Annotated in this window: 17 protein-coding genes; 8 read left to right on the forward strand and 9 right to left on the reverse strand. The window is 58.2% G+C overall.

The genetic code is table 11. The annotated features are described in order from the left end of the window. Positions 1-91: 91 nt before the first annotated feature. Together AB5Y54_RS04175 and AB5Y54_RS04180 are read left to right on the forward strand one after the other, a co-directional pair. Positions 92-1234 carry an IS4 family transposase gene (locus AB5Y54_RS04175; protein WP_053288703.1) on the forward strand — a complete coding sequence of 381 codons (1143 nt, stop codon included), beginning with the start codon at positions 92-94 and terminating at the stop codon, positions 1232-1234. A 195-nt stretch (positions 1235-1429) separates the two neighbouring features. Next, positions 1430-1897 (forward strand): YcgN family cysteine cluster protein, encoded by a 468-nt coding sequence (locus tag AB5Y54_RS04180; RefSeq protein ID WP_109113289.1) that lies wholly within the window; start codon positions 1430-1432, stop codon positions 1895-1897. Positions 1898-2551: 654 nt separating this feature from the next. Here AB5Y54_RS04180 and pflB read toward each other — a convergent pair. The 3 genes from pflB to ycaO form a co-directional block, all read right to left on the reverse strand. After that, positions 2552-4834 (reverse strand): formate C-acetyltransferase, encoded by a 2283-nt coding sequence (gene pflB / locus AB5Y54_RS04185; protein ID WP_010674504.1) that lies wholly within the window; start codon positions 4832-4834, stop codon positions 2552-2554. Between the two features lie 41 nt (positions 4835-4875). Then, complete coding sequence (gene focA, locus AB5Y54_RS04190; RefSeq protein WP_041211359.1) at positions 4876-5724, reverse strand: formate transporter FocA; 849 nt, start codon at positions 5722-5724, stop codon at positions 4876-4878. Between the two features lie 382 nt (positions 5725-6106). Next, complete coding sequence (gene ycaO / locus AB5Y54_RS04195) at positions 6107-7867, reverse strand: 30S ribosomal protein S12 methylthiotransferase accessory factor YcaO (protein WP_010674506.1); 1761 nt, start codon at positions 7865-7867, stop codon at positions 6107-6109. Positions 7868-8200: 333 nt separating this feature from the next. Here ycaO and AB5Y54_RS04200 point away from each other — a divergent pair, with 333 nt between their 5' ends. Further along, on the forward strand, positions 8201-8884 hold the full coding sequence (locus AB5Y54_RS04200; RefSeq protein WP_109112642.1) for a B3/4 domain-containing protein: 684 nt from the start codon (positions 8201-8203) through the stop codon (positions 8882-8884). A 226-nt stretch (positions 8885-9110) separates the two neighbouring features. Here the strand turns inward: AB5Y54_RS04200 and sugE are convergent, their stop codons facing one another. Then, positions 9111-9425: a quaternary ammonium compound efflux SMR transporter SugE gene (gene sugE, locus AB5Y54_RS04205; RefSeq protein WP_041215293.1), complete on the reverse strand. Its 315-nt coding sequence runs from the start codon at positions 9423-9425 to the stop codon at positions 9111-9113. Between the two features lie 339 nt (positions 9426-9764). Between sugE and asd the strand changes: the two genes are divergently transcribed. Further along, positions 9765-10877 (forward strand): aspartate-semialdehyde dehydrogenase, encoded by a 1113-nt coding sequence (gene asd, locus AB5Y54_RS04210; protein ID WP_042016283.1) that lies wholly within the window; start codon positions 9765-9767, stop codon positions 10875-10877. A gap of 116 nt (positions 10878-10993) precedes the next feature. On the opposite strand, the gene cspD is transcribed toward asd, so the two are convergent. Continuing rightward, positions 10994-11212, reverse strand: a complete 219-nt coding sequence (cspD, locus tag AB5Y54_RS04215; protein WP_010674510.1) for a cold shock-like protein CspD — start codon at positions 11210-11212, stop codon at positions 10994-10996. A gap of 228 nt (positions 11213-11440) precedes the next feature. Between cspD and clpS the strand changes: the two genes are divergently transcribed. Together clpS and clpA are read left to right on the forward strand one after the other, a co-directional pair. Then, positions 11441-11758, forward strand: coding sequence for an ATP-dependent Clp protease adapter ClpS (gene clpS / locus AB5Y54_RS04220; protein ID WP_005325410.1), 318 nt, complete (start codon positions 11441-11443; stop codon positions 11756-11758). 60 nt (positions 11759-11818) lie between these two features. Beyond that, positions 11819-14071 carry an ATP-dependent Clp protease ATP-binding subunit ClpA gene (clpA, locus tag AB5Y54_RS04225; protein ID WP_109112641.1) on the forward strand — a complete coding sequence of 751 codons (2253 nt, stop codon included), beginning with the start codon at positions 11819-11821 and terminating at the stop codon, positions 14069-14071. 69 nt (positions 14072-14140) lie between these two features. Here the strand turns inward: clpA and infA are convergent, their stop codons facing one another. The 3 genes from infA to aat all read right to left on the reverse strand — a co-directional run bounded on the left by infA (position 14141) and on the right by aat (position 15848). Then, positions 14141-14359, reverse strand: coding sequence for a translation initiation factor IF-1 (infA, locus tag AB5Y54_RS04230; protein ID WP_005300033.1), 219 nt, complete (start codon positions 14357-14359; stop codon positions 14141-14143). A 68-nt stretch (positions 14360-14427) separates the two neighbouring features. Further along, complete coding sequence (locus AB5Y54_RS04235; RefSeq protein WP_109112640.1) at positions 14428-15144, reverse strand: arginyltransferase; 717 nt, start codon at positions 15142-15144, stop codon at positions 14428-14430. After that, positions 15141-15848 (reverse strand): leucyl/phenylalanyl-tRNA--protein transferase, encoded by a 708-nt coding sequence (gene aat / locus AB5Y54_RS04240; protein ID WP_039039162.1) that lies wholly within the window; start codon positions 15846-15848, stop codon positions 15141-15143. The genes AB5Y54_RS04235 and aat overlap by 4 nt, the downstream gene beginning before the upstream one ends. 17 nt (positions 15849-15865) lie before the next feature. Here aat and AB5Y54_RS04245 point away from each other — a divergent pair, with 17 nt between their 5' ends. Then, on the forward strand, positions 15866-16336 hold the full coding sequence (locus AB5Y54_RS04245) for a glycine zipper 2TM domain-containing protein (RefSeq protein WP_109112639.1): 471 nt from the start codon (positions 15866-15868) through the stop codon (positions 16334-16336). A gap of 83 nt (positions 16337-16419) precedes the next feature. Here AB5Y54_RS04245 and AB5Y54_RS04250 read toward each other — a convergent pair whose 3' ends face one another. Beyond that, complete coding sequence (locus AB5Y54_RS04250) at positions 16420-17661, reverse strand: diguanylate cyclase (RefSeq protein ID WP_029314438.1); 1242 nt, start codon at positions 17659-17661, stop codon at positions 16420-16422. A gap of 88 nt (positions 17662-17749) precedes the next feature. On the opposite strand from AB5Y54_RS04250, the gene AB5Y54_RS04255 reads away from it, so the two are divergent. Then, a partial coding sequence (locus AB5Y54_RS04255) for an IS1595 family transposase (RefSeq protein WP_368153273.1) occupies positions 17750-18427 on the forward strand: 678 nt, incomplete at its 3' end.

Consider the following 18427-nt stretch of genomic DNA (forward strand, 5'->3'; position numbering starts at 1 on the left):
CTTAACCATCCCCTCGTATGAGCGAGGCGTGGCGCGGCTTCTGAGGTATGATCGCCATCCTTGACCAGCTAATACCCGACAGATAATCGCCATGTTTAACCACGATCTAATCCTCAACCACATCAACGAGATATTTGGACAGGACATGCATGCCAAGCGTGTTCTTTCCCTGGCCAATGCAACCCTCGGGGTTATCGAATCCGGTTCGCTGGCCATCCACGCCATCGGGAATGGTCTCTCCTTGGCCAATGGTCTCGAGCGCAAACATGCGGTGAAACAGGTGGACCGCCTGCTCACTAACACCAAGCTCAACGTCTGGAGCCTCTTTGACGATTGGGTTCCCTATGTGGTCGGTGAACGCACCGAGATCGTGGTATCCATGGACTGGACCGAATTCGATGCCGATGATCACAGCACCTTGGTTATCAGCCTGCAAACCAACCATGGCCGCAGTACTCCGCTGCTGTGGAAAACCCATCGAAAATCGTTGCTCAAAGGGCAACGCAATGCCCATGAGAAAGAGCTGCTCACCAAACTCAAGCAGACCCTGCCAGAAGGTATCTTCGTGACGGTAGTCGCTGACCGTGGGTTTGGTTACATGGAGCTGTTCGAGCGCCTGGAACAAGAGCTAGGCTTTGCCTATATCATTAGATTTAAAGGAAATATTTTGGTTGGTTACTCTGGTGGAGAGCAGGTTCCCGCCCGCGACTGGCTAACGCCGACCGGGCGCACCCGAACCCTCAAGGAGGTGGAGCTCACTGGGCAACGACAGCCTGTCGAGCGGGTCTATTGTTGTCACAAGAGTGGCATGAAAGACGCGTGGTTTCTGGCCAGTAACCGGACCGATCTGAGTGCCGCCAAGGCGTTGCAACTATACGGCCAGCGCTGGGGTATCGAGACCAGTTTTCGGGATATCAAAGATTACAAATTCGGCATGGGTATGGGAGATGTGCACATCAGTAATCCGGTCCGGCGTGACCGACTGTTTTTGTTCAGTGCCTTGGCCATCGTCTTGCTGACGCTGCTGGGTAAGGCTGGAGACAGTGTCGGTCTAGAGAGAACGATCAAGGTCAATACCAGCAAGAGCCGAACCTATTCGTTCTTTCGGCAAGGGGTCATTTATTACCAGTTGCTGCCTAAAATGAAAGAAGCCAATGCGGTCTTGTTGATGGGTAAATTTATCTACTACCTGAAGCAACACCGCTTATATACCCGCACACTTGGAATTATTTGAGTCTCTAAAAATGAGGGGATCTCTGAGGGTAAAAACAGTTTGCCTGAGAAAAACGATGTGGATGACTGTGGTATCGCAGATTTGCTCCGGAGTGTCTGTCTGAAGCTAATAGGTGAAACTGCCGCCAACCTTGAAAAATCGGGCCATAGGGCGTATAACCACGCGCTTGTCAGCGTATTGAGTGAGCCCATTGCCATGCAGCAAAAAGTGCCGCAGTTAAACGAAGTGCAGACCGCCCCCTTCTGGCAGATAAAAAGCCTGCAACAGATGACCACAGCCGAGTGGGAGTCCCTGTGCGACGGCTGCGGCAAGTGCTGCCTGAACAAGCTGATCGACGAGGACACCGAGGAGCTGGTGTTCACCAACGTGGCCTGCAACCTGCTCAATACCAAGACCTGCCAGTGCTCCGACTATGGCAACCGCTTTAAGAAAGAGCCGGACTGCCTGCAGATCACCCACGACAAGATTGCCGAGTTCAACTGGCTGCCCTCTACCTGTGCCTACCGCCTGCTGGCGGAGGGGCAGAGCCTGCCAGAGTGGCATCCCCTTATCACCGGCAGCCGCAGCGCCATGCACCAGGCCGGTCAGTCGGTGCGCGGCAAGGTGATCCATGAGGTACATGCCGGCGACTGGGCCGACCATATCATTACCTGGGCGAGCTAAGCCTTAAACCACCGTTTATTGCTTACTATAGGGGCAGGGGAGTGAGACTCCGCTGCCCTTGTAGTTTTTGGCATATAAGTGATCAGTTTTTTGCGATAAAGGCAGTTTGAAACTTCATGGTGAGATGAAAGCATCGTGAAGTCGTGAGAGGTCGCCTCTGACGCAGCCAGCACCCGTTAAACCGCATCCATGACACAAGGGCTGCAGAGTTCACACTCTGCAGCCCTTGTTGCTTTCTGGCGCTTGCTAGCGATGTAGAGTGGTTTCCCCTCACCCTGACCCTCTCCCAAGGGGAGAGGGAATATATCGAGGTTGCTATGCAAAACTCGTGGTGGTCGAGCATGGTTCTGCTCTGCTTTTCTGAGTACCTGAGTACCTGAGTACCTGAGTACCTGAGTACCTGAGTACCTGAGTACCTGAGTACCTGAGTACCTGAGTACCTGAGTACCTGAGTACCTGAGTGCCGATGAGCGCATCCTTGCATCAAGTGCGGGAGGGCAGTGGAGAGGCGTGATGGGGGCCAATGTCTGGCGGAGGGGGCGGCTCAGAGCCCACGAGCCAGCGGGCCTGGGAGGTGGGAAGCGGCTTGCACACTGCCAAACAGCCATAAAAAAACCGGCGCCTGGGCGCCGGTTTTTGTTCTCCGAGACTCTATTACAGAGAAGCGGTGAAGGTACGGGTGATGACGTCTTGCTGTTGCTCCTTGGTCAAGGAGTTGAAGCGAACGGCATAACCGGATACGCGGATGGTCAACTGCGGATATTTCTCCGGGTTTTCCATGGCGTCCAGCAGCATTTCACGGTTCATCACGTTGACGTTCAGGTGCTGACCACCTTCCAGGTTGGCTTCATGGTGGAAGTAACCATCCATCAGGCCGGCCAGGTTGGCTTTCTGGGCTTCCATGTCTTTGCCCAGCGCGTTTGGCACGATGGAGAAGGTATAGGAGATACCATCTTTGGCGTAGGCGAACGGCAGCTTGGCGACGGAAGTCAGGGAAGCAACGGCACCCTTCTGATCACGACCGTGCATCGGGTTGGCACCCGGGCCGAACGGCGCACCGGCGCGACGACCATCCGGGGTGTTACCGGTCTTCTTGCCGTACACCACGTTGGAGGTGATGGTCAGCACGGACTGGGTCGCCACGGCACCGCGGTAGGTGTTGAGCTTCTGAATCTTCTTCATGAAGCGCTCGACCAGGTCGCAGGCGATGTCATCGACGCGAGCGTCGTTGTTGCCGAACTGCGGGTACTCGCCTTCGATTTCGAAGTCGATGGAGACGCCATCGGCATCACGTACCGGCTTGACCTTGGCGTACTTGATGGCAGACAGGGAGTCAGCGGCGACTGACAGACCGGCGATACCACAGGCCATGGTGCGATAGACGTCACGGTCGTGCAGCGCCATCAGGGAGGCTTCGTAGCTGTACTTGTCGTGCATGTAGTGGATGATGTTCAGGGCGGCGACATACTGCTTGGCCAGCCAGTCCATGAAGTGATCCAGTCTGTCCATCACGTCGTTGTAGTCGAGGTACTCGGAGGTGACCATTTCGGTCTTGGGACCGACCTGGATCTTGAGCTTCTCGTCCATACCGCCGTTGATTGCATACAGCATGGTCTTGGCCAGGTTGGCACGCGCGCCGAAGAACTGCATCTGTTTGCCGACGATCATCGGGGACACACAGCAAGCGATGGCGTAGTCATCGTTGTTGAAGTCCGGACGCATCAGGTCGTCGTTCTCGTACTGAACGGAAGAGGTCTCGATGGATACCTTGGCACAGTACTTCTTGAATCCGACCGGCAGCTTCTCGGACCACAGGATGGTCAGGTTCGGCTCAGGGGACGGGCCCATGGTGTACAGGGTATTCAGCATACGGAAGCTGTTCTTGGTGACCAGGGTACGGCCGTCAACGCCCATACCGGCCAGGGTCTCGGTGGCCCACATCGGGTCGCCGGAGAACAGTGAATCGTATTCCGGGGTACGCAGGAAGCGAACCATACGCAGCTTCATGACCATGTGGTCCATCAGCTCCTGGGCTTCTTGCTCGGTGATCAGACCCTTTTGCAGGTCACGCTCGATGTAGATGTCCAGGAAGCTGGAGGTACGACCGAAGGACATGGCCGCGCCGTTCTGGGACTTGACCGCCGCCAGGTAGGCGAAGTAGGTCCACTGGACGGCTTCTTTGGCGGTCTTGGCCGGTACGGAAATGTCGCAGCCATATTTGGCAGCCATCACCTTCATCTGGGCCAGGGCACGGTGCTGCTCGGAGATCTCTTCGCGCAGACGGATGGTGGCTTCCAGGTTGACACCGTTTTCCAGATCGGCCTGCAGGGACTTGAACTGGGCCAGTTTGTCGGCCATCAGGAAGTCGATACCGTACAGGGCAACACGACGGTAGTCACCGATGATACGGCCACGGCCGTAGGCATCCGGCAGACCGGTGATGACGCCGGACTTGCGGCAGTTCAGGATGTCTTTGGTGTAGACGTCGAACACGCCCTGGTTGTGAGTCTTGCGGTACTCGGTGAAGATCTTCTCGACCATGGGGTCAAGCTGGCGACCGTACACTTCGCAAGAGGTCTTGACCATCTTGATACCGCCGTTGGCGATGATGGCGCGCTTGAGCGGTTTGTCGGTCTGCAGACCAACGATTTGCTCCAGGCTCTGGTCGATATAGCCGGCATCGTGAGCGGTAATGGTGGAGGGCAGGTCGGTATCAAAATCGACCGGCGCGTGGGTGCGGTTCTCGATCTTGATGCCTTCCATGACCTTGTCCCACAGCTTGGTGGTAGCTTCGGTCGCGCCAGCCAGGAAGGACTCGTCACCTTCATACGGGGTGTAGTTCTTCTGGATGAAGTCACGGGTGTTGACAGAGGTCTGCCATTCACCGGCTGCGAAGCCTTCCCATGCTTTTTGGAACTGTTCGTTAAGTTCTGCCATTTTCATTACCTCTCAAGGTATTTATGTGTCTGCCGCCATCCTTAATGATGGCGACGGAAGATAAACCAGTAAGTCAGCCCAACCATGACGCCACCACCAATGATATTACCTATGGTGACAGGGATGAGGTTGTGCAGGACGAAGTTGGACACGGTCAGGTCGGCAAAGGTTGCCGGATCCTGGCCGATGGCCTGCCAGAATTCCGGGCTCGCGACGCTGTGGATGGCGATACCGACCGGGATCATAAACATGTTTGCGATGCTGTGCTCAAAACCGGAGGCCACGAACATGGCGACGGGAAGCAGCATCACCATCACCTTGTCGGTGGCGCTGCGGGCGCCGAAGGCCATCCACACGGCGAGACACACCATGAGGTTGCAGAGGATGCCAAGGGCCACGGCCTCGAAGAAGGTGTGATGGATCTTGTGCTGGGCCACTTTCATGGCGTTCAGCCCCCACTGACCATCCGCTGCCGTGTATTCCGCCGACATGATGATGAGGCCGACGATGATGAGACCGCCGATGAGGTTGCCGAAGTAGACCAGTCCCCAGTTCTTGAGCAGCTGGGCCCAGCTGATGCGATTCGCCGCCTTGGCTACCAGGGTGAGGGTAGTGGAGGTGAACAGTTCGGCGCCGAGCAGCACGCAGAGGATGAGACCGAGGGAGAAGCAGATGCCGCCCACCAGCTTGGACATGCCCCAGGCCATGCCGCTTGAGCCCGTGGTGACGGTGATATAGAAGACGAAGGCGATGGAGATGAAGGCGCCAGCGGTGATGGCCAGGGGAATGACCTTGTATGCGGGCTTGGTGGCCTTGGCATAGGTAATGTCTTCGGCCAGGGCGGCGATGGCTTCGGGCTTCAGACAATCAAAGGGAGATTCTGCTTTCAATTCTCAGTACCTGCATATTTTGCCTGTGGAAATCATAACAAAGGGGCTGATCCCCAAAATTGACTCCGATCAAGAATTACAGATTGTGAATGTAATTTTACTACAGGATTTTTCACCATCCGGAAGCGTTTCTTTACACCAGGTTTCAGGTGAAACAGAAATGAGTCTGTTATTAATTTTATGATTTTTAAGAACTTATAAAGGACACCCTTAAAAAAGTACCGGCCAGGCACCTTTGCGGCCGCACTGCACCATGAGTGCCAAATTAACAACCCCCTAAGAGGTATTTTTTGTCTTTTATTTCATCTTTGTGGCACGGCCAGCCAAAGCGTAGACCATAAAACAGAAGGGGCCCTCAGGGCCCCTTCGTCATATCAGCATATCAGTTCCAGGTGTGGATTCGTTTGGCTTTTTGCAATTTCTCGTAAGCGGCCAGCAGTTTCTGGTGCAGCGGGAACTGGGAGAGGGAGAGATCGGCGGCTTCCAACCCGTGGAAGCGCGCCTCGCCGCGGGCGTTGGCCCACGCCTGTGCCAGGGTCTCTTCCCCGAACATGCGGGCGAACACCGGACGGTACTGCTCGGGGTCGCGTTCCTCGTCGAGGAAAAGCTCGACGCAGGCGCGCAGGGCGCGGTAGTAAGCGGCGCGATCCGCCGGGAACACCGACTGGTTGAACTCCATGGTCCAGTCGATGAGGTCGAGGGCGCTCTCCAGGTCGCCTGCGGCCAGCGCCAGCATGGCTTTGAGCTCACCGACGCGCAGGGTGTGCAGGGCAGTGCCCTTGGCGGCGGCGATGCCGAGCAGCTCGCGCACCCGGGTCCGCTCGTCGTGACCCTCTTCATCCAGCTGGTCGAACAGGGCCATGTACTGCTCTGCGTCCCACTCGAGCGCCGGCAGCGCCAGGATGGTTTCCCGCAGGTGGGCCCCCATGGTGTTGTTGGCCAGCAGCAGATCTTCCACCGGATAGATGTCGGACATGCCGGGCACCAGGATACGGCAGGCGTAGACACCCAGGTGCTCGTAGTCGGCGATGTAGACCGGCTGCTCCAGCTCGTGGAAGATGCCGATCAGGTGGTCGAACTCCTCTTGTGAGGTGCCACGGAAGTCCCAGTCGGCAAACTCGAAGTCGGACTCTTCCTTGAACAGATCCCAGCTGATGAGGCCGGAGGAGTCGATGAAGTGGGTCTCCAGATTGTGGTGATCCGCCACCTGCTCGTTGTCAAACGACGGCGGCACGAAGACGTCCAGATCCTTGAGACTGCGCCCTTGCAGCAGTTCGGTGACGGTGCGCTCGAAGGCGACCTCGAAGCGCGGGTGGGCGCCGAAGGAGGCAAAGCAGGTGCCGTTGCTCGGGTTGAGCAGCACCACGCAGATGACCGGATAACGGCCGCCGAGGGAGGCATCGAAGCTGTAGATGGGGAAGCCTTCGGCCTCCAGTGCATCGATGGACGCCTTGATGCCGGGGTAACGGGCGATGACCTCGCCCGGGATCTGGGGCAGGCTGATGGCCTCGGCGATGATCTTGTTCTTCACGTGGCGCTCGAACACCTCCGACAGCCCCTGGGTGCGGGCCTCGGTGCGGGTGTTGCCGGCGCTCATGCCGTTGGAAACATAAAGGTTGCCGACGATGTTCATCGGGATGTAGACGGTCTGGTGGTCGGACTGGCGCTCGAAGGGCAGGGCGACGATGCCGCGCTCCTCGTTGCCGGATTGCAGGTCCACCAGCATGTCGGCGGTCACTTCACCGTCCGGGTTGTAGAACTTGCGGGTGAAGCTGTCGAGCAGACCGGCGGGCAGCTGATCCCCCTCGATGGGGAACCACTTCTCGTTCGGGTAGTGGACGAAGTCGCCATTGGCGACCTGCTCGCCCAGGTAGAAATCGGCGAAGAAGTAGTTGGTGGAGAGACGCTCGAAATACTCGCCAAGGGCGGAGGCGAGCGCCGCCTTCTTGCTGGCACCCTTGCCGTTGGTGAAGCAGAGGGCGCATTCCTTGTCCCGGATGTGCACGGACCAGACGTTGGGCACGGGGTTGAGCCAGGAGGCCTCTTCGATATCAAACCCCAGGGCTTGCAGCTTGGTCTGGAAGCGTTCGATGGAGTCTTCCAGCGCTGCGTCCTTGCCGGGAATAAAAGTGTGGTCGGTCATCACAATGTCCTGATTTTATGGGCTCATGTTTGGACGCAGATAATAGCATGAGTGACGGGGAAAGCGGCCAGGGCAATGGTGTGGGCTTGCCCAGGCCTGCATTGGATGGGCGGGGTGTGGTAGTGGGACCGGGCGGTGCGCTGCGGGGCGGCGATTTTTCATGGGAAAGAGGGTTGGGTCATCAGTTTTACTTAACATAATTAAGATAAAGTAAATTTTATTATGACCCTGTGCCCTTCATCATGGCGTCAACCGTTGGCGGGGGAAGGAAAAGAGGGGAGCGCCCGTGCCCGTTCCCCCCCCGTCTTGATGAACCTTGACCAGGAGTGCTGAATGTTCCCGATGATCCCCCGTATAGACCCCGAGATAGCCAGGTTGGCGCCGGGCTTTTGTGCCCTCAGCATCGTAGTGGAAGCCGCCCCCGTGATTGACACTCTGGTGGGGGAGCGGGCCCTGGCCCGGGCATGTGCGGCCCTTGGCACCGACGAGGCCCCCTGGGCCCTTGAACATCTGGCCGCCTGGGATCAGGTGTTCAAGGGGTTTGGCGCCAAGCCTGCCCGCACGCCCTGCTCGGCCCAGGCACTGCGCAAGCGGATGCTGCGCGATGGCGTCTTGCCCGCCATCGATCCCGTGGTCGATCTCTACAACGCCATCAGCATCGAGTATGCCATTCCCGTGGGCGGGGAGGATCTGGCGGCCTATGTGGGAGCGCCGCGCCTGGTGATTGCCGATGGCAGCGAATGCTTTGACACCCTCAAAGAAGGGCTGCCAACCCAGGAGGCACCGGCTCCAGGAGAGGTGGTGTGGCGGGACGATCTCGGCGTCACCTGTCGCCGCTGGAACTGGCGCCAGGGGATCCGCACTCGCCTGAGCCTCTCTTCCCCCCGGATGTGGTTCATTCTGGAGTGTCTGCCGCCGATGCCGCGCACAGCCTTGTGGGAGGCCGGCGACAGGCTGATTGCCGGTCTCACGCAGATGATGCCTGGGGCCCGCATCGAGCAGACGCTGGTGGAGTGATTGAAGGAGCAGACGGAAAGATAAAAGGAGGCGCCCCATGCTCGCCCGGGCGGTCATGGGGCGGATCTTGCTCGCCATCACGCGCCATGCCACGTCTGTGCCACCCGCCTTTCCCCACCGCCTGTGAACACATCTGCAAGCAGAGGAACACAGCAACACGCCGGGCTGACATCGCCCCCTGGAGCTTGCCACGTCGGGGCCGGTGTACCCGGCCCTTTCATCGCGCCTAACCGATGAACTTCAACCCCAGAATGCCGACGATGATGAGCAGCAGGCAGAGCACCCGGGCCAGGGTGGCCGGTTCGTTGAACAGCCAGATCCCCATCAGCACGGTGCCGACTGCGCCGATGCCGGTCCAGACCGCATAGGCGGTGCCAAGGGGCAGCTGTTTGACCGCCATGGCGAGCAGCAGCACGCTCACGGCCATGGCGATCAGGGTCAGCAGGGTGGGGAGGGGACGGCTGAAACCGTCGGTGTACTTGAGGCCGATGGCCCAGGCGACCTCGAACAGGCCGGCCAACAGCAATAGCAACCAGGACATAAGGCAGATTCCGCAGGAAGCAGGGTCGTCCCTGCGTATCAGGAGGCCTCGGGGCCGTCCCCGAGGGGCAGCGGGGCTGCCGGTCGGTCTCAATGATGCCCCAACTGGAGGCAGGATGCCAACCGGCTGCCCGCAGGTCGGCCAGGCCGACGGATATTGCAGCGAATGGCACAGAATATTGCGCAATTCGACTTGCGCCCGCCGTCACAATCCGTAATGTGGACAGACGCATTTTTTGCAACTCATATATTGTGAATCCCTTGTAAACGGCTGGCGCCAAGGCAGGGGTCACGGGTACCACACACGATTTCTATAAGCAGCTATCCAGGGTAGGACAATATGAAAAAAGTAGGTTTGGTCGGTTGGCGTGGCATGGTGGGTTCGGTGTTGATGAGCCGGATGCAGGAAGAGAAGGATTTTGCCCGCATTCAACCCACCTTCTTCACCACCTCCCAGGCCGGTGAGGCCGCCCCCAATTTTGGCGTCGATGCCGGCACCCTGCAGGACGCCTTCGATCTCGAGGCGCTGGCCGCGCAGGACGTCATCATCACCGCCCAGGGCGGCGACTACACCAAGGATGTCTATCCGCGCCTGAAAGCCGCCGGCTGGCAGGGCTACTGGATTGATGCCGCCTCCTCCCTGCGCATGGAGAAGGACGCCGTTATCATTCTGGATCCGGTCAACGGCGACGTCATTGAAGATGCCCTGAACAACGGCATCAAGACCTTCGTTGGCGGCAACTGCACCGTCAGCCTGATGCTGCTGGCCCTGGGTGGCCTGTTCAAGGCCGATCTGGTGGAGTGGGTGAGCGTGGCCACCTATCAGGCGGCCTCCGGTGGTGGTGCCCGCCATATGCGCGAGCTGGTCACCCAGATGGGCATGCTGCGGGATGAAGTGGCGGTGGAGCTGGCGGATCCCGCCTCCGCCATCCTCGACATCGAGCGCAAGATCACCGAGAAGACCCGCTCCGGCACCCTGCCGGTGGATAATTTCGGCGTGCCACTGGCCGGTGGCCTCATTCCCTGGATCGACACCAAGCTCGACAACGGCCAGAGCCGTGAAGAGTGGAAGGGCCAGGCCGAGACCAACAAGATCCTGGGTATCGAAAACGCCGCTATCCCGGTGGATGGTCTGTGCGTGCGGATCGGGGCCCTGCGCTGCCACAGCCAGGCCTTCACCATCAAGCTGAAAAAGGATGTGCCGCTGGCCGAGATCGAAGCTCTGCTGGCCGCCCACAACGACTGGGTCAAGGTGATCCCCAACGATCGCGACATCACCGCCCGCGAGCTGACCCCGGCCGCCGTCACCGGCACCCTCAGCATCCCGGTCGGTCGTCTGCGCAAGCTCAATATGGGCCCGGAGTACCTGGCCGCCTTTACCGTGGGTGACCAACTGCTGTGGGGCGCCGCCGAGCCGCTGCGTCGTATGCTGAACATCCTGCTGGCCCGCTGAGGTAGCGGCAGCAGGGAACAGGGAAGGCTTGGCCTTTCTTGTTCCCCTCTTCGTGCCTGTCCATAAAAAAGCGGCATCCCTTGGGATGCCGCTTTTTAATTTATCCAGTTTGACTCTTAGATGTTCTGTGCTTCGTTTGGCACGATGACAGAGGCATGATTTCCTTTCGGCCCCTGCTGCAGTTCAAAGTTGACTGCCTGACCTGCTTTCAAGGTCTTGTAACCTTCCATTTGAATCGTGGAGTAGTGAGCGAAGATGTCTTCACCACCGCCTTCCGGACAGATAAACCCAAATCCTTTTGCGTTGTTGAACCACTTGACTGTTCCGGTTGCCATACATCTACATCCTTTTATTGATTACCCTGAAGTCGTTGAGTAACCTGCGCCAGCCTTATATAACTAGGGCATGACCCCGTAGCAGACGGGCGCCGATTAGCAAGTAACCAATCTAGTCCAACTTTTAAGCGAGTCAAGAAGTTGTTAACAACCGATGTGATCTGATTAACAAGTCTATTGACAATCTTGAGCGATACGGTAGTAATCTAGAGGTACCAAAGCGCAACTATGAGCAAGCAGAAAGAACTCTTTGCTAATGAAGAGATTGCAGAGGCAGAGAAAACGAAGCTGCAACCGCCACCCATGTACAAGGTCGTCCTGAACAACGACGACTACACACCGATGGAGTTCGTGGTGGAGGTGCTGCAAAGGTTCTTTGGTATGGATCTGGAGAAGGCCACTCAGGTGATGCTGAGCGTGCATTATAGTGGTAAGGGAGTCTGCGGCACATTTACCGCCGAGATTGCCGAGACCAAAGTGGTCCAGGTCAACACCTATTCACGTAACAACGAACATCCACTGCTATGTACCATGGAAAAGGCTTGAATCTGATGACTTGATGGCGATAACGACACCGCATTGTTGCTGTACTGAGGGGAGGTGCCTATGTTGAACAAAGATCTAGAAAAGACGCTGAACGAGGCTTTCAAACTGGCCCGTGAAGAGCGCCACGAATTCATGACCGTCGAGCACCTGTTGTTGGCCCTGCTGGATAACAGCTCAGCCCATGAGGCGCTGAGTTCATGTGGTGCGGATGTGGAACAGATGCGCAAAGAGATCCGCGCCTTCATCAATCAAACGACCCCGCTCATCCCCCGTGACGACGAAGACAGGGAAACCCAGCCGACGCTGGGCTTCCAGCGCGTGCTGCAACGTGCCGTCTTCCATGTCCAGTCGTCCGGCAATACCGAGGTGAGCGGCGCCAATGTCCTGGTCGCCATCTTCAGCGAACAAGAGTCCCAGGCCGCCTACTTCCTGAAAAAAGCCGAAATAAGTCGCCTGGATGTGGTGAACTTCCTGTCCCACGGGGTGCGCAAGGACAACAAGCCCGAGAGTGGTGGCAACAATGCTGAATCTGATGACGAGGTATCCTCTGCCCAGATAGAAAGCTTTGCCACCAACCTCAACCAGCTGGTGCTGGAGGGGCGTATCGATCCGCTCATCGGCCGTGATCAGGAGCTCAATCGCACCATTCAGGTATTGTGCCGCCGCCGTAAGAACAACCCCTTGCTGGTCGGGGAAGCCGGTGTGGGCAAGACCGCCATCGCCGAAGGGCTTGCCTACCGTATCGTCAAGGGGGATGTGCCCGAGGTGATTGCGGGTAGCACCATCTACTCCCTGGACATGGGCTCCCTGCTGGCGGGCACCAAGTATCGTGGTGACTTCGAGAAGCGCCTCAAGGTGCTGCTCAAGCAGATCGAACGTCAGGAGGGGGCCATCCTCTTCATCGACGAGATCCACACCATCATTGGCGCTGGTGCGGCTTCCGGTGGCCAGCTGGATGCGGCCAACCTCATCAAGCCGCTGCTCTCCAATGGTTTGCTGCGCTGCGTGGGCTCCACCACCTACCAGGAATATGCCCAGATCTTCGAGAAGGACAGGGCTCTGGCTCGTCGCTTCCAGAAGATCGACATCGTCGAACCCACAGTAGACGACACCACTCGCATTCTGATGGGACTCAAGAGCCGTTATGAGTCTCACCATGGCGTGCGTTACACCGTCAAGGCGATCCGGGCGGCGGTGGAGCTATCCGCCAAGTACATCAATGATCGCCATCTGCCTGACAAGGCCATCGACGTCATCGACGAAGCGGGTGCAGGGCAACGCCTCTTGCCCGTCAGCAAGCGCAAGAAGGTGATCAATGTGCCGGAAATCGAGGCCATTGTTGCCAAGATTGCCCGTATACCAGAGAAATCTGTCTCCTCCTCCGACAAGGAGGTGCTGAAGAACCTGGAGCGCAATCTCAAGATGGTGGTGTTCGGGCAGGACAAGGCCATCGAGGTGCTGACCGATTCCATTCGGTTGTCACGTTCAGGGCTTGGCAACGAACGCCGACCTGTGGGCTGCTTCCTGTTTGCTGGCCCGACCGGGGTGGGCAAGACCGAAGTGACCCAGCAACTTGGCAAGGCGCTCGGGGTCGAGGTATTGCGATTTGACATGTCGGAATACATGGAACGCCATACCGTGTCCCGGTTGATCGGGGCTCCTCCCGGTTACGTGGGATTCGAGCAGGGAGGGCTGTTGACCGACTCCGTTCTCAAGCATCCGCACTCCGTCGTGCTGCTTGACGAGATCGAGAAGGCGCATCCGGATGTCTTCAACCTGCTGCTGCAGGTGATGGACAACGGCACCCTGACGGACAACAACGGGCGCAAGGCAGATTTTCGCAATGTGATCCTGGTGATGACCACCAACGCAGGGGTTCAGGAGACCCAGCGCAAGTCCATCGGTTTCCAGCAGCAGGACATGAGCCACGATGCCATGGCGGTGATCAACAAGACGTTCAGTCCGGAGTTCCGCAACCGGCTCGATCACACCATCTGGTTCAACCATCTCGACATGGGAGTGATCCATCAGGTGGTCGACAAGTTCATCGTCGAGTTGCAGGTTCAGCTGGATGCCAAGGGCGTTTCACTGGAGGTGTCTGAAGAGGCGCGCCACTGGTTGGCAGAGAAAGGGTATGACAGGGCAATGGGGGCAAGACCCATGGGCCGGGTCATTCAGGAGCACCTCAAGAAGCCCCTGGCCAACGAGATCCTGTTCGGTTCCCTGGTCGATGGCGGCATCGTGAAGGTCGAGCTGGTGAACAACAGCCTCAGCTTTGATTTTCAGGTCAACGTTGAAGCTGTCTCTCACTGACTGTGAGCAAGGCCGGAAATGACAAAAAACCCCAACCGAGAGGCTGGGGTTTTTTGCTGAATTCCTGGCTTAGCGAGAGCGGAAAACAATACGTCCCTTGGAGAGATCGTACGGAGTCAGAGCCACCGTTACTTTGTCCCCAGTCAGGATACGGATGTAGTTTTTGCGCATCTTGCCGGAAATATGAGCGATAACCACGTGACCATTTTCCAGTTCCACACGGAACATGGTATTGGGCAAGGTTTCGAGAATGGTACCCTGCATCTCAATACTGTCTTCTTTAGCCATTGAATCCTCTTGATAAGCCACAACAAAAAACCGCTGGATCATGCCGGATTTAAGGCTATGTGTAAAGTTTACTCGGGCTTGGTGTCGATTTTTTTCCATTCGCCCTGTACCAGCAGCTCATGGGGCAGGTATTGGCGCTTGTAATTCATCTTGCGGCACTCCTCCACCAGATACCCCAGATAGAGCCACTGACGACCGGTACGTCTGGCCAGTTCCAACTGGCTCAGGATGGCGAAGGTGCCGAGCGACCGGTCGGCATAGTCGGGGTCGAAGAAGGTGTACATGGCGCTCAGAGAATGGGGAAGCAGGTCCGTGGTGGCCACGCCGATGAGGCGTCCCTCCTTGCGCATCTCCAGATAGAGGGGGGGCATCCAGTCGCAGTGCAGGAATCCCTTGTATTGGGTCCGGCTCGGTGGATACATGCTGCCATCCCGATGACGTTCACGGATATAGCGTTCATAGAGCTGGTAATACTCGGGCTTGTCGTCATAGCTCAGTACGAGTTCGAGATCTCGGTTCAACTGGCGGATGCGTTTCTGCCCACGGCTCGGGGTGAAGCGTTCACTGTGTATGCGCAAGGATTGGCAGGCGCTGCAGGCGGGGCAGTGAGGACGATAGATGTCGTTGCCACTGCGCCGGAATCCTGCCGTCAGCAGCCGTTCGTACCCGGCGGCGTTGAGCAATTCATGGTCCATCAGGACCAGCAACTGCTCCTGCTCGTGACTGAGGTAGCTGCACGGGTGCCTGGGGGTCAGCCCGACCTTGAGGATCACTTCTTCACTCATAGGCTGATTCTCCTCGGTTGCCAGCATCCCTCTTGCAACGGTTGCCGGGTCAGGGTGGCCAGGGTGGTCAGAAAGCGCTGCCTTGGCCACTCCTGAACGCCCAGTGTGGCCAGAAAGTCGTTTTGCATCTGGCAGTCGATGAGGGCACCGCCGTGCCCTGCAAAGTGGCGACAGAGGGCCACCATGGCCAGTTTGGCGCCATTGTCGATGCGGCTGAACATGGATTCACCACAAAAGAGTCGGCCCAGGGAGAGGCCATAGAGACCTGCCTGCAACTGATCATCCTGCCAGATCTCGATGGAGTGGGCATGACCGAGGCGATGAAGGCGCCGATAGGCGTCGATCATGGGGGCACTTATCCAGGTGCCGCTGGCGGTGCGACGGGGGGCGGCGCAGGCTGCAATGACGTCATCAAAGGCGCGATTGATGTAAATCTCGAAGGGGGTGCGGCGCAAACACTTCTGCAGGCTGCGGCCGATGTGGAGTTCCTCGGGCACGATGACTCCCCTGGGGTCCGGTGACCACCACAGCAGTGGCTGATGGGGTTCATTCCACGGAAAGATCCCGCTGTGGTAAGCTGCCAGCAATCGAGCGGGGGAGAGATCTCCCCCAATCGCGAGCAGCCCGTTGGGCTCTTCCAGCGCATGGCTGGGGGAGGGAAACCAGCACAGCTCATCATCCAGTTCGGTAAGATAGCGAGACATAAGGCAGAGGTTCATAGATGAAGGCCATTATCCTGATAGTATCCAGCTTGCTTGGCTTTGTCACGGCACCGGCCTGGAGTGCGGTGTATGAACGCAACACGGCGCGTCCGGTGGAGCAGGTGGTCTTCGGCCAGGTGGATGCGGTGCGCAACATCACCCAGCGCCAGATGGTGGAATCAGAGCATTCCGGCTGGAAAACTCTGGGAGGGGCCGTGCTTGGCGGGCTGCTCGGCAACCAGTTTGGCGGTGGGCACGGGCGGGAGGTTGCCACTGCGGTCGGGGCACTGGCGGGAGCGGCGGCGGTGCAGCAGTTTCAGTCAGGGGGCAGTGTGGTGGAGAACAAGCTGGTGGAGCTGCTGATCCGCAACGAGCAGAACGGGCTCATCAACGTGATCCAGGATTACGATCCGGCCATGGTCTTTGCGCAGGGCGACAAGGTGCGCATCCTCTATTTCAGCGATGGGGTGCGAGTCGACAAGACCTATTGAACGGTGAAGAAGGGATTGACCCGGCGGCCGCCACACAAGGGGCGCCGGGCGGTACTACACGGAGTGCCTCTGCTGATGCTTGCTCAGACGTCCTGACAGACTATCTTGTCTCGCCCGGTATTCTTTGCCTGATACAACTGGCGATCTGCCTCGCTCAGCGCCTCGTCCATGGAGAGCCGCCCGACATTGATGACGCCGAAACTGGCGCGCACAAAGAGCGATATCTCCCGCGACAGCGGTTGCTGACGCATTTGCAGACGAAGCCCTTCCAGTCGCTTGAGCAGCACGGGAACGGGGCAGTGGGGCACCATCAGGGCAAATTCTTCACCACCGAATCGGGCTATCATGGCATCCGGGAAGAACTGGGTGAGCAGCCTGGCCAGATGACAGAGCAGCTGATCGCCGATGGCATGCCCCCAGTGATCATTGACCTGCTTGAAGTGATCCACATCGAGCACGCACAGGGAGAGCTGCGCCTGATGGCGCTGATGCTCCTCGAACCACTTTTGACCCTCGTTGAACCAGTAGCGTCTGTTGTAAAGTCCGGTCAGGTAGTCTCGGTTGGCCGATTCCTGGATGTTGTTGAACTGCTCAAGGGCCTCCAGGTTGTGGCTGACCCGGCACTGCAGCTCCTCGGGTTCAAAGGGCTGATTGAGAAAATCATTCGCCCCTTGCTTGAGGTAGCGTGCCGAGAGGCCGTGTTTGTCCGATACCGAGATGCCGATGATGGCGAGCTGCTGCTTGCTGTAGCGCTCGCGCAGCATTCGCACCAGGCTGATGCCATCGATCTCCGGCATGTAGTAGTCCACCAGCATCAGGCGAATGGCGGGGTGCTGCTCGAGCTGCGCCAGCGCATCGCGGGCTGAATTGGCCTCGTGCACCTGCAACAACTGCTTGCGCAACTGGGCCGCGGTGCGGTGACGGGAGGTGCGTGAATCGTCGACCACCAAGACTTCGATGGCCTGGTTGAGGTAGAGGCGGTGCACCAGACCGACGGCATATTGCAGGGAGTGACGTGAATCCTTCATCACATAGTCCAGCACCCCGGCCTCCAGCCAGGCTTCCCGCTTCTCTTCGCTGATGTCGGCCGTCAGGATCACCACCGGCAGCCCACGCTCCCTCAGCACATTGACAGCCTCTCCGCCGGGGGCGTCCGGCAGGGTGAGATCCACCAGGGCGACCACATAATCTTCCCCATGGCAATCGCGAGCCCCTTCAAGGGTATCGAACGCGTCGATTTCCAGCCCGGTCTGCTGCGCAATGGCCTGGGTCAGCATGCGGCGTACCGTCAGGCTGTCTTCCACTATCATTATTTTTCGTTTCATCCTGCTCCTTGCAATAAAAAAGGCGCTGTCCCAATTACATGTTGAAAGGCTAACCTTGAAGTAGGTCATCACCCTGAGGGCCTCCATCATGGATACCCAAGCCTTTCAACATCTACTGTCTCTCTTTCCACAGCTCACCATGCGCCAGCGTCGCCTCGCGCAACATGAACTCACTACCCCTCACCCAATCACCTCGCTGGCCGCTCAACTCCCCGCTTGTCGATGTTGCCCTCACTGTCAGGCCGAGGCTACGCAGTTGGCTCCCTGGGGTTGGAGTCGAGGGCTGCGTCGTTATCGCTGCAAGCAGTGTCTGCGCACCAGTTCCGTTCTCACCAAGACGCCTCTGGCTCGACTTCGCAAGGCACAATGCTGGGAAGACTACGCCCAGGCCCTCATCGACGGTCTGACCGTCCGACAGGCTGCCGTCCGCTGCGGAGTCTGTAAAAACACCGCCTTCTTGTGGCGTCACCGCTTCCTGAAAGCCATGGCGAGTCACCAGGCGGCACGGGAAGGGGGTATCGTCGAGGTTGATGAGACCTTCTTCTTGGAGTCGTTTAAAGGGCAACGTGGTTTGCCCCGCCCGGCCCGCCACCGTGGGGGCAAAGGCCGTACCCGAGGCACAGGGCCGGATTACATCCCGGTGATGGTGGTTCAGGACCGGGCTGGTCACCATGCGGATTTTCAGTTGGAGAAAATGAATGCCGAGACGGTGATAGCTGTTTTGACACCCCTTGTCTCGTCAGATGCGGTGTTGTGTAGCGACGGC

Source organism: Aeromonas sp. s9, from assembly GCF_040907765.1.
GTDB lineage: Bacteria > Pseudomonadota > Gammaproteobacteria > Enterobacterales > Aeromonadaceae > Aeromonas > Aeromonas caviae.

Excerpts from the sequence above, each read along its gene's own strand:
- AB5Y54_RS04245 (WP_109112639.1), top strand. The coding sequence starts at position 15,866 with ATGAAGGCCATTATCCTGATAGTATCCAGCTTGCTTGGCTTTGTCACG.
- asd (WP_042016283.1), top strand. The coding sequence starts at position 9,765 with ATGAAAAAAGTAGGTTTGGTCGGTTGGCGTGGCATGGTGGGTTCGGTG.
- clpS (WP_005325410.1), top strand. The coding sequence starts at position 11,441 with ATGAGCAAGCAGAAAGAACTCTTTGCTAATGAAGAGATTGCAGAGGCA.
- AB5Y54_RS04200 (WP_109112642.1), top strand. The coding sequence starts at position 8,201 with ATGTTCCCGATGATCCCCCGTATAGACCCCGAGATAGCCAGGTTGGCG.
- infA (WP_005300033.1), bottom strand. The coding sequence starts at position 14,359 with ATGGCTAAAGAAGACAGTATTGAGATGCAGGGTACCATTCTCGAAACC.
- ycaO (WP_010674506.1), bottom strand. The coding sequence starts at position 7,867 with ATGACCGACCACACTTTTATTCCCGGCAAGGACGCAGCGCTGGAAGAC.
- cspD (WP_010674510.1), bottom strand. The coding sequence starts at position 11,212 with ATGGCAACCGGAACAGTCAAGTGGTTCAACAACGCAAAAGGATTTGGG.
- AB5Y54_RS04235 (WP_109112640.1), bottom strand. The coding sequence starts at position 15,144 with ATGAGTGAAGAAGTGATCCTCAAGGTCGGGCTGACCCCCAGGCACCCG.
- aat (WP_039039162.1), bottom strand. The coding sequence starts at position 15,848 with ATGTCTCGCTATCTTACCGAACTGGATGATGAGCTGTGCTGGTTTCCC.
- AB5Y54_RS04175 (WP_053288703.1), top strand. The coding sequence starts at position 92 with ATGTTTAACCACGATCTAATCCTCAACCACATCAACGAGATATTTGGA.
- sugE (WP_041215293.1), bottom strand. The coding sequence starts at position 9,425 with ATGTCCTGGTTGCTATTGCTGTTGGCCGGCCTGTTCGAGGTCGCCTGG.
- AB5Y54_RS04180 (WP_109113289.1), top strand. The coding sequence starts at position 1,430 with ATGCAGCAAAAAGTGCCGCAGTTAAACGAAGTGCAGACCGCCCCCTTC.
- pflB (WP_010674504.1), bottom strand. The coding sequence starts at position 4,834 with ATGGCAGAACTTAACGAACAGTTCCAAAAAGCATGGGAAGGCTTCGCA.
- AB5Y54_RS04250 (WP_029314438.1), bottom strand. The coding sequence starts at position 17,661 with ATGAAACGAAAAATAATGATAGTGGAAGACAGCCTGACGGTACGCCGC.
- clpA (WP_109112641.1), top strand. The coding sequence starts at position 11,819 with ATGTTGAACAAAGATCTAGAAAAGACGCTGAACGAGGCTTTCAAACTG.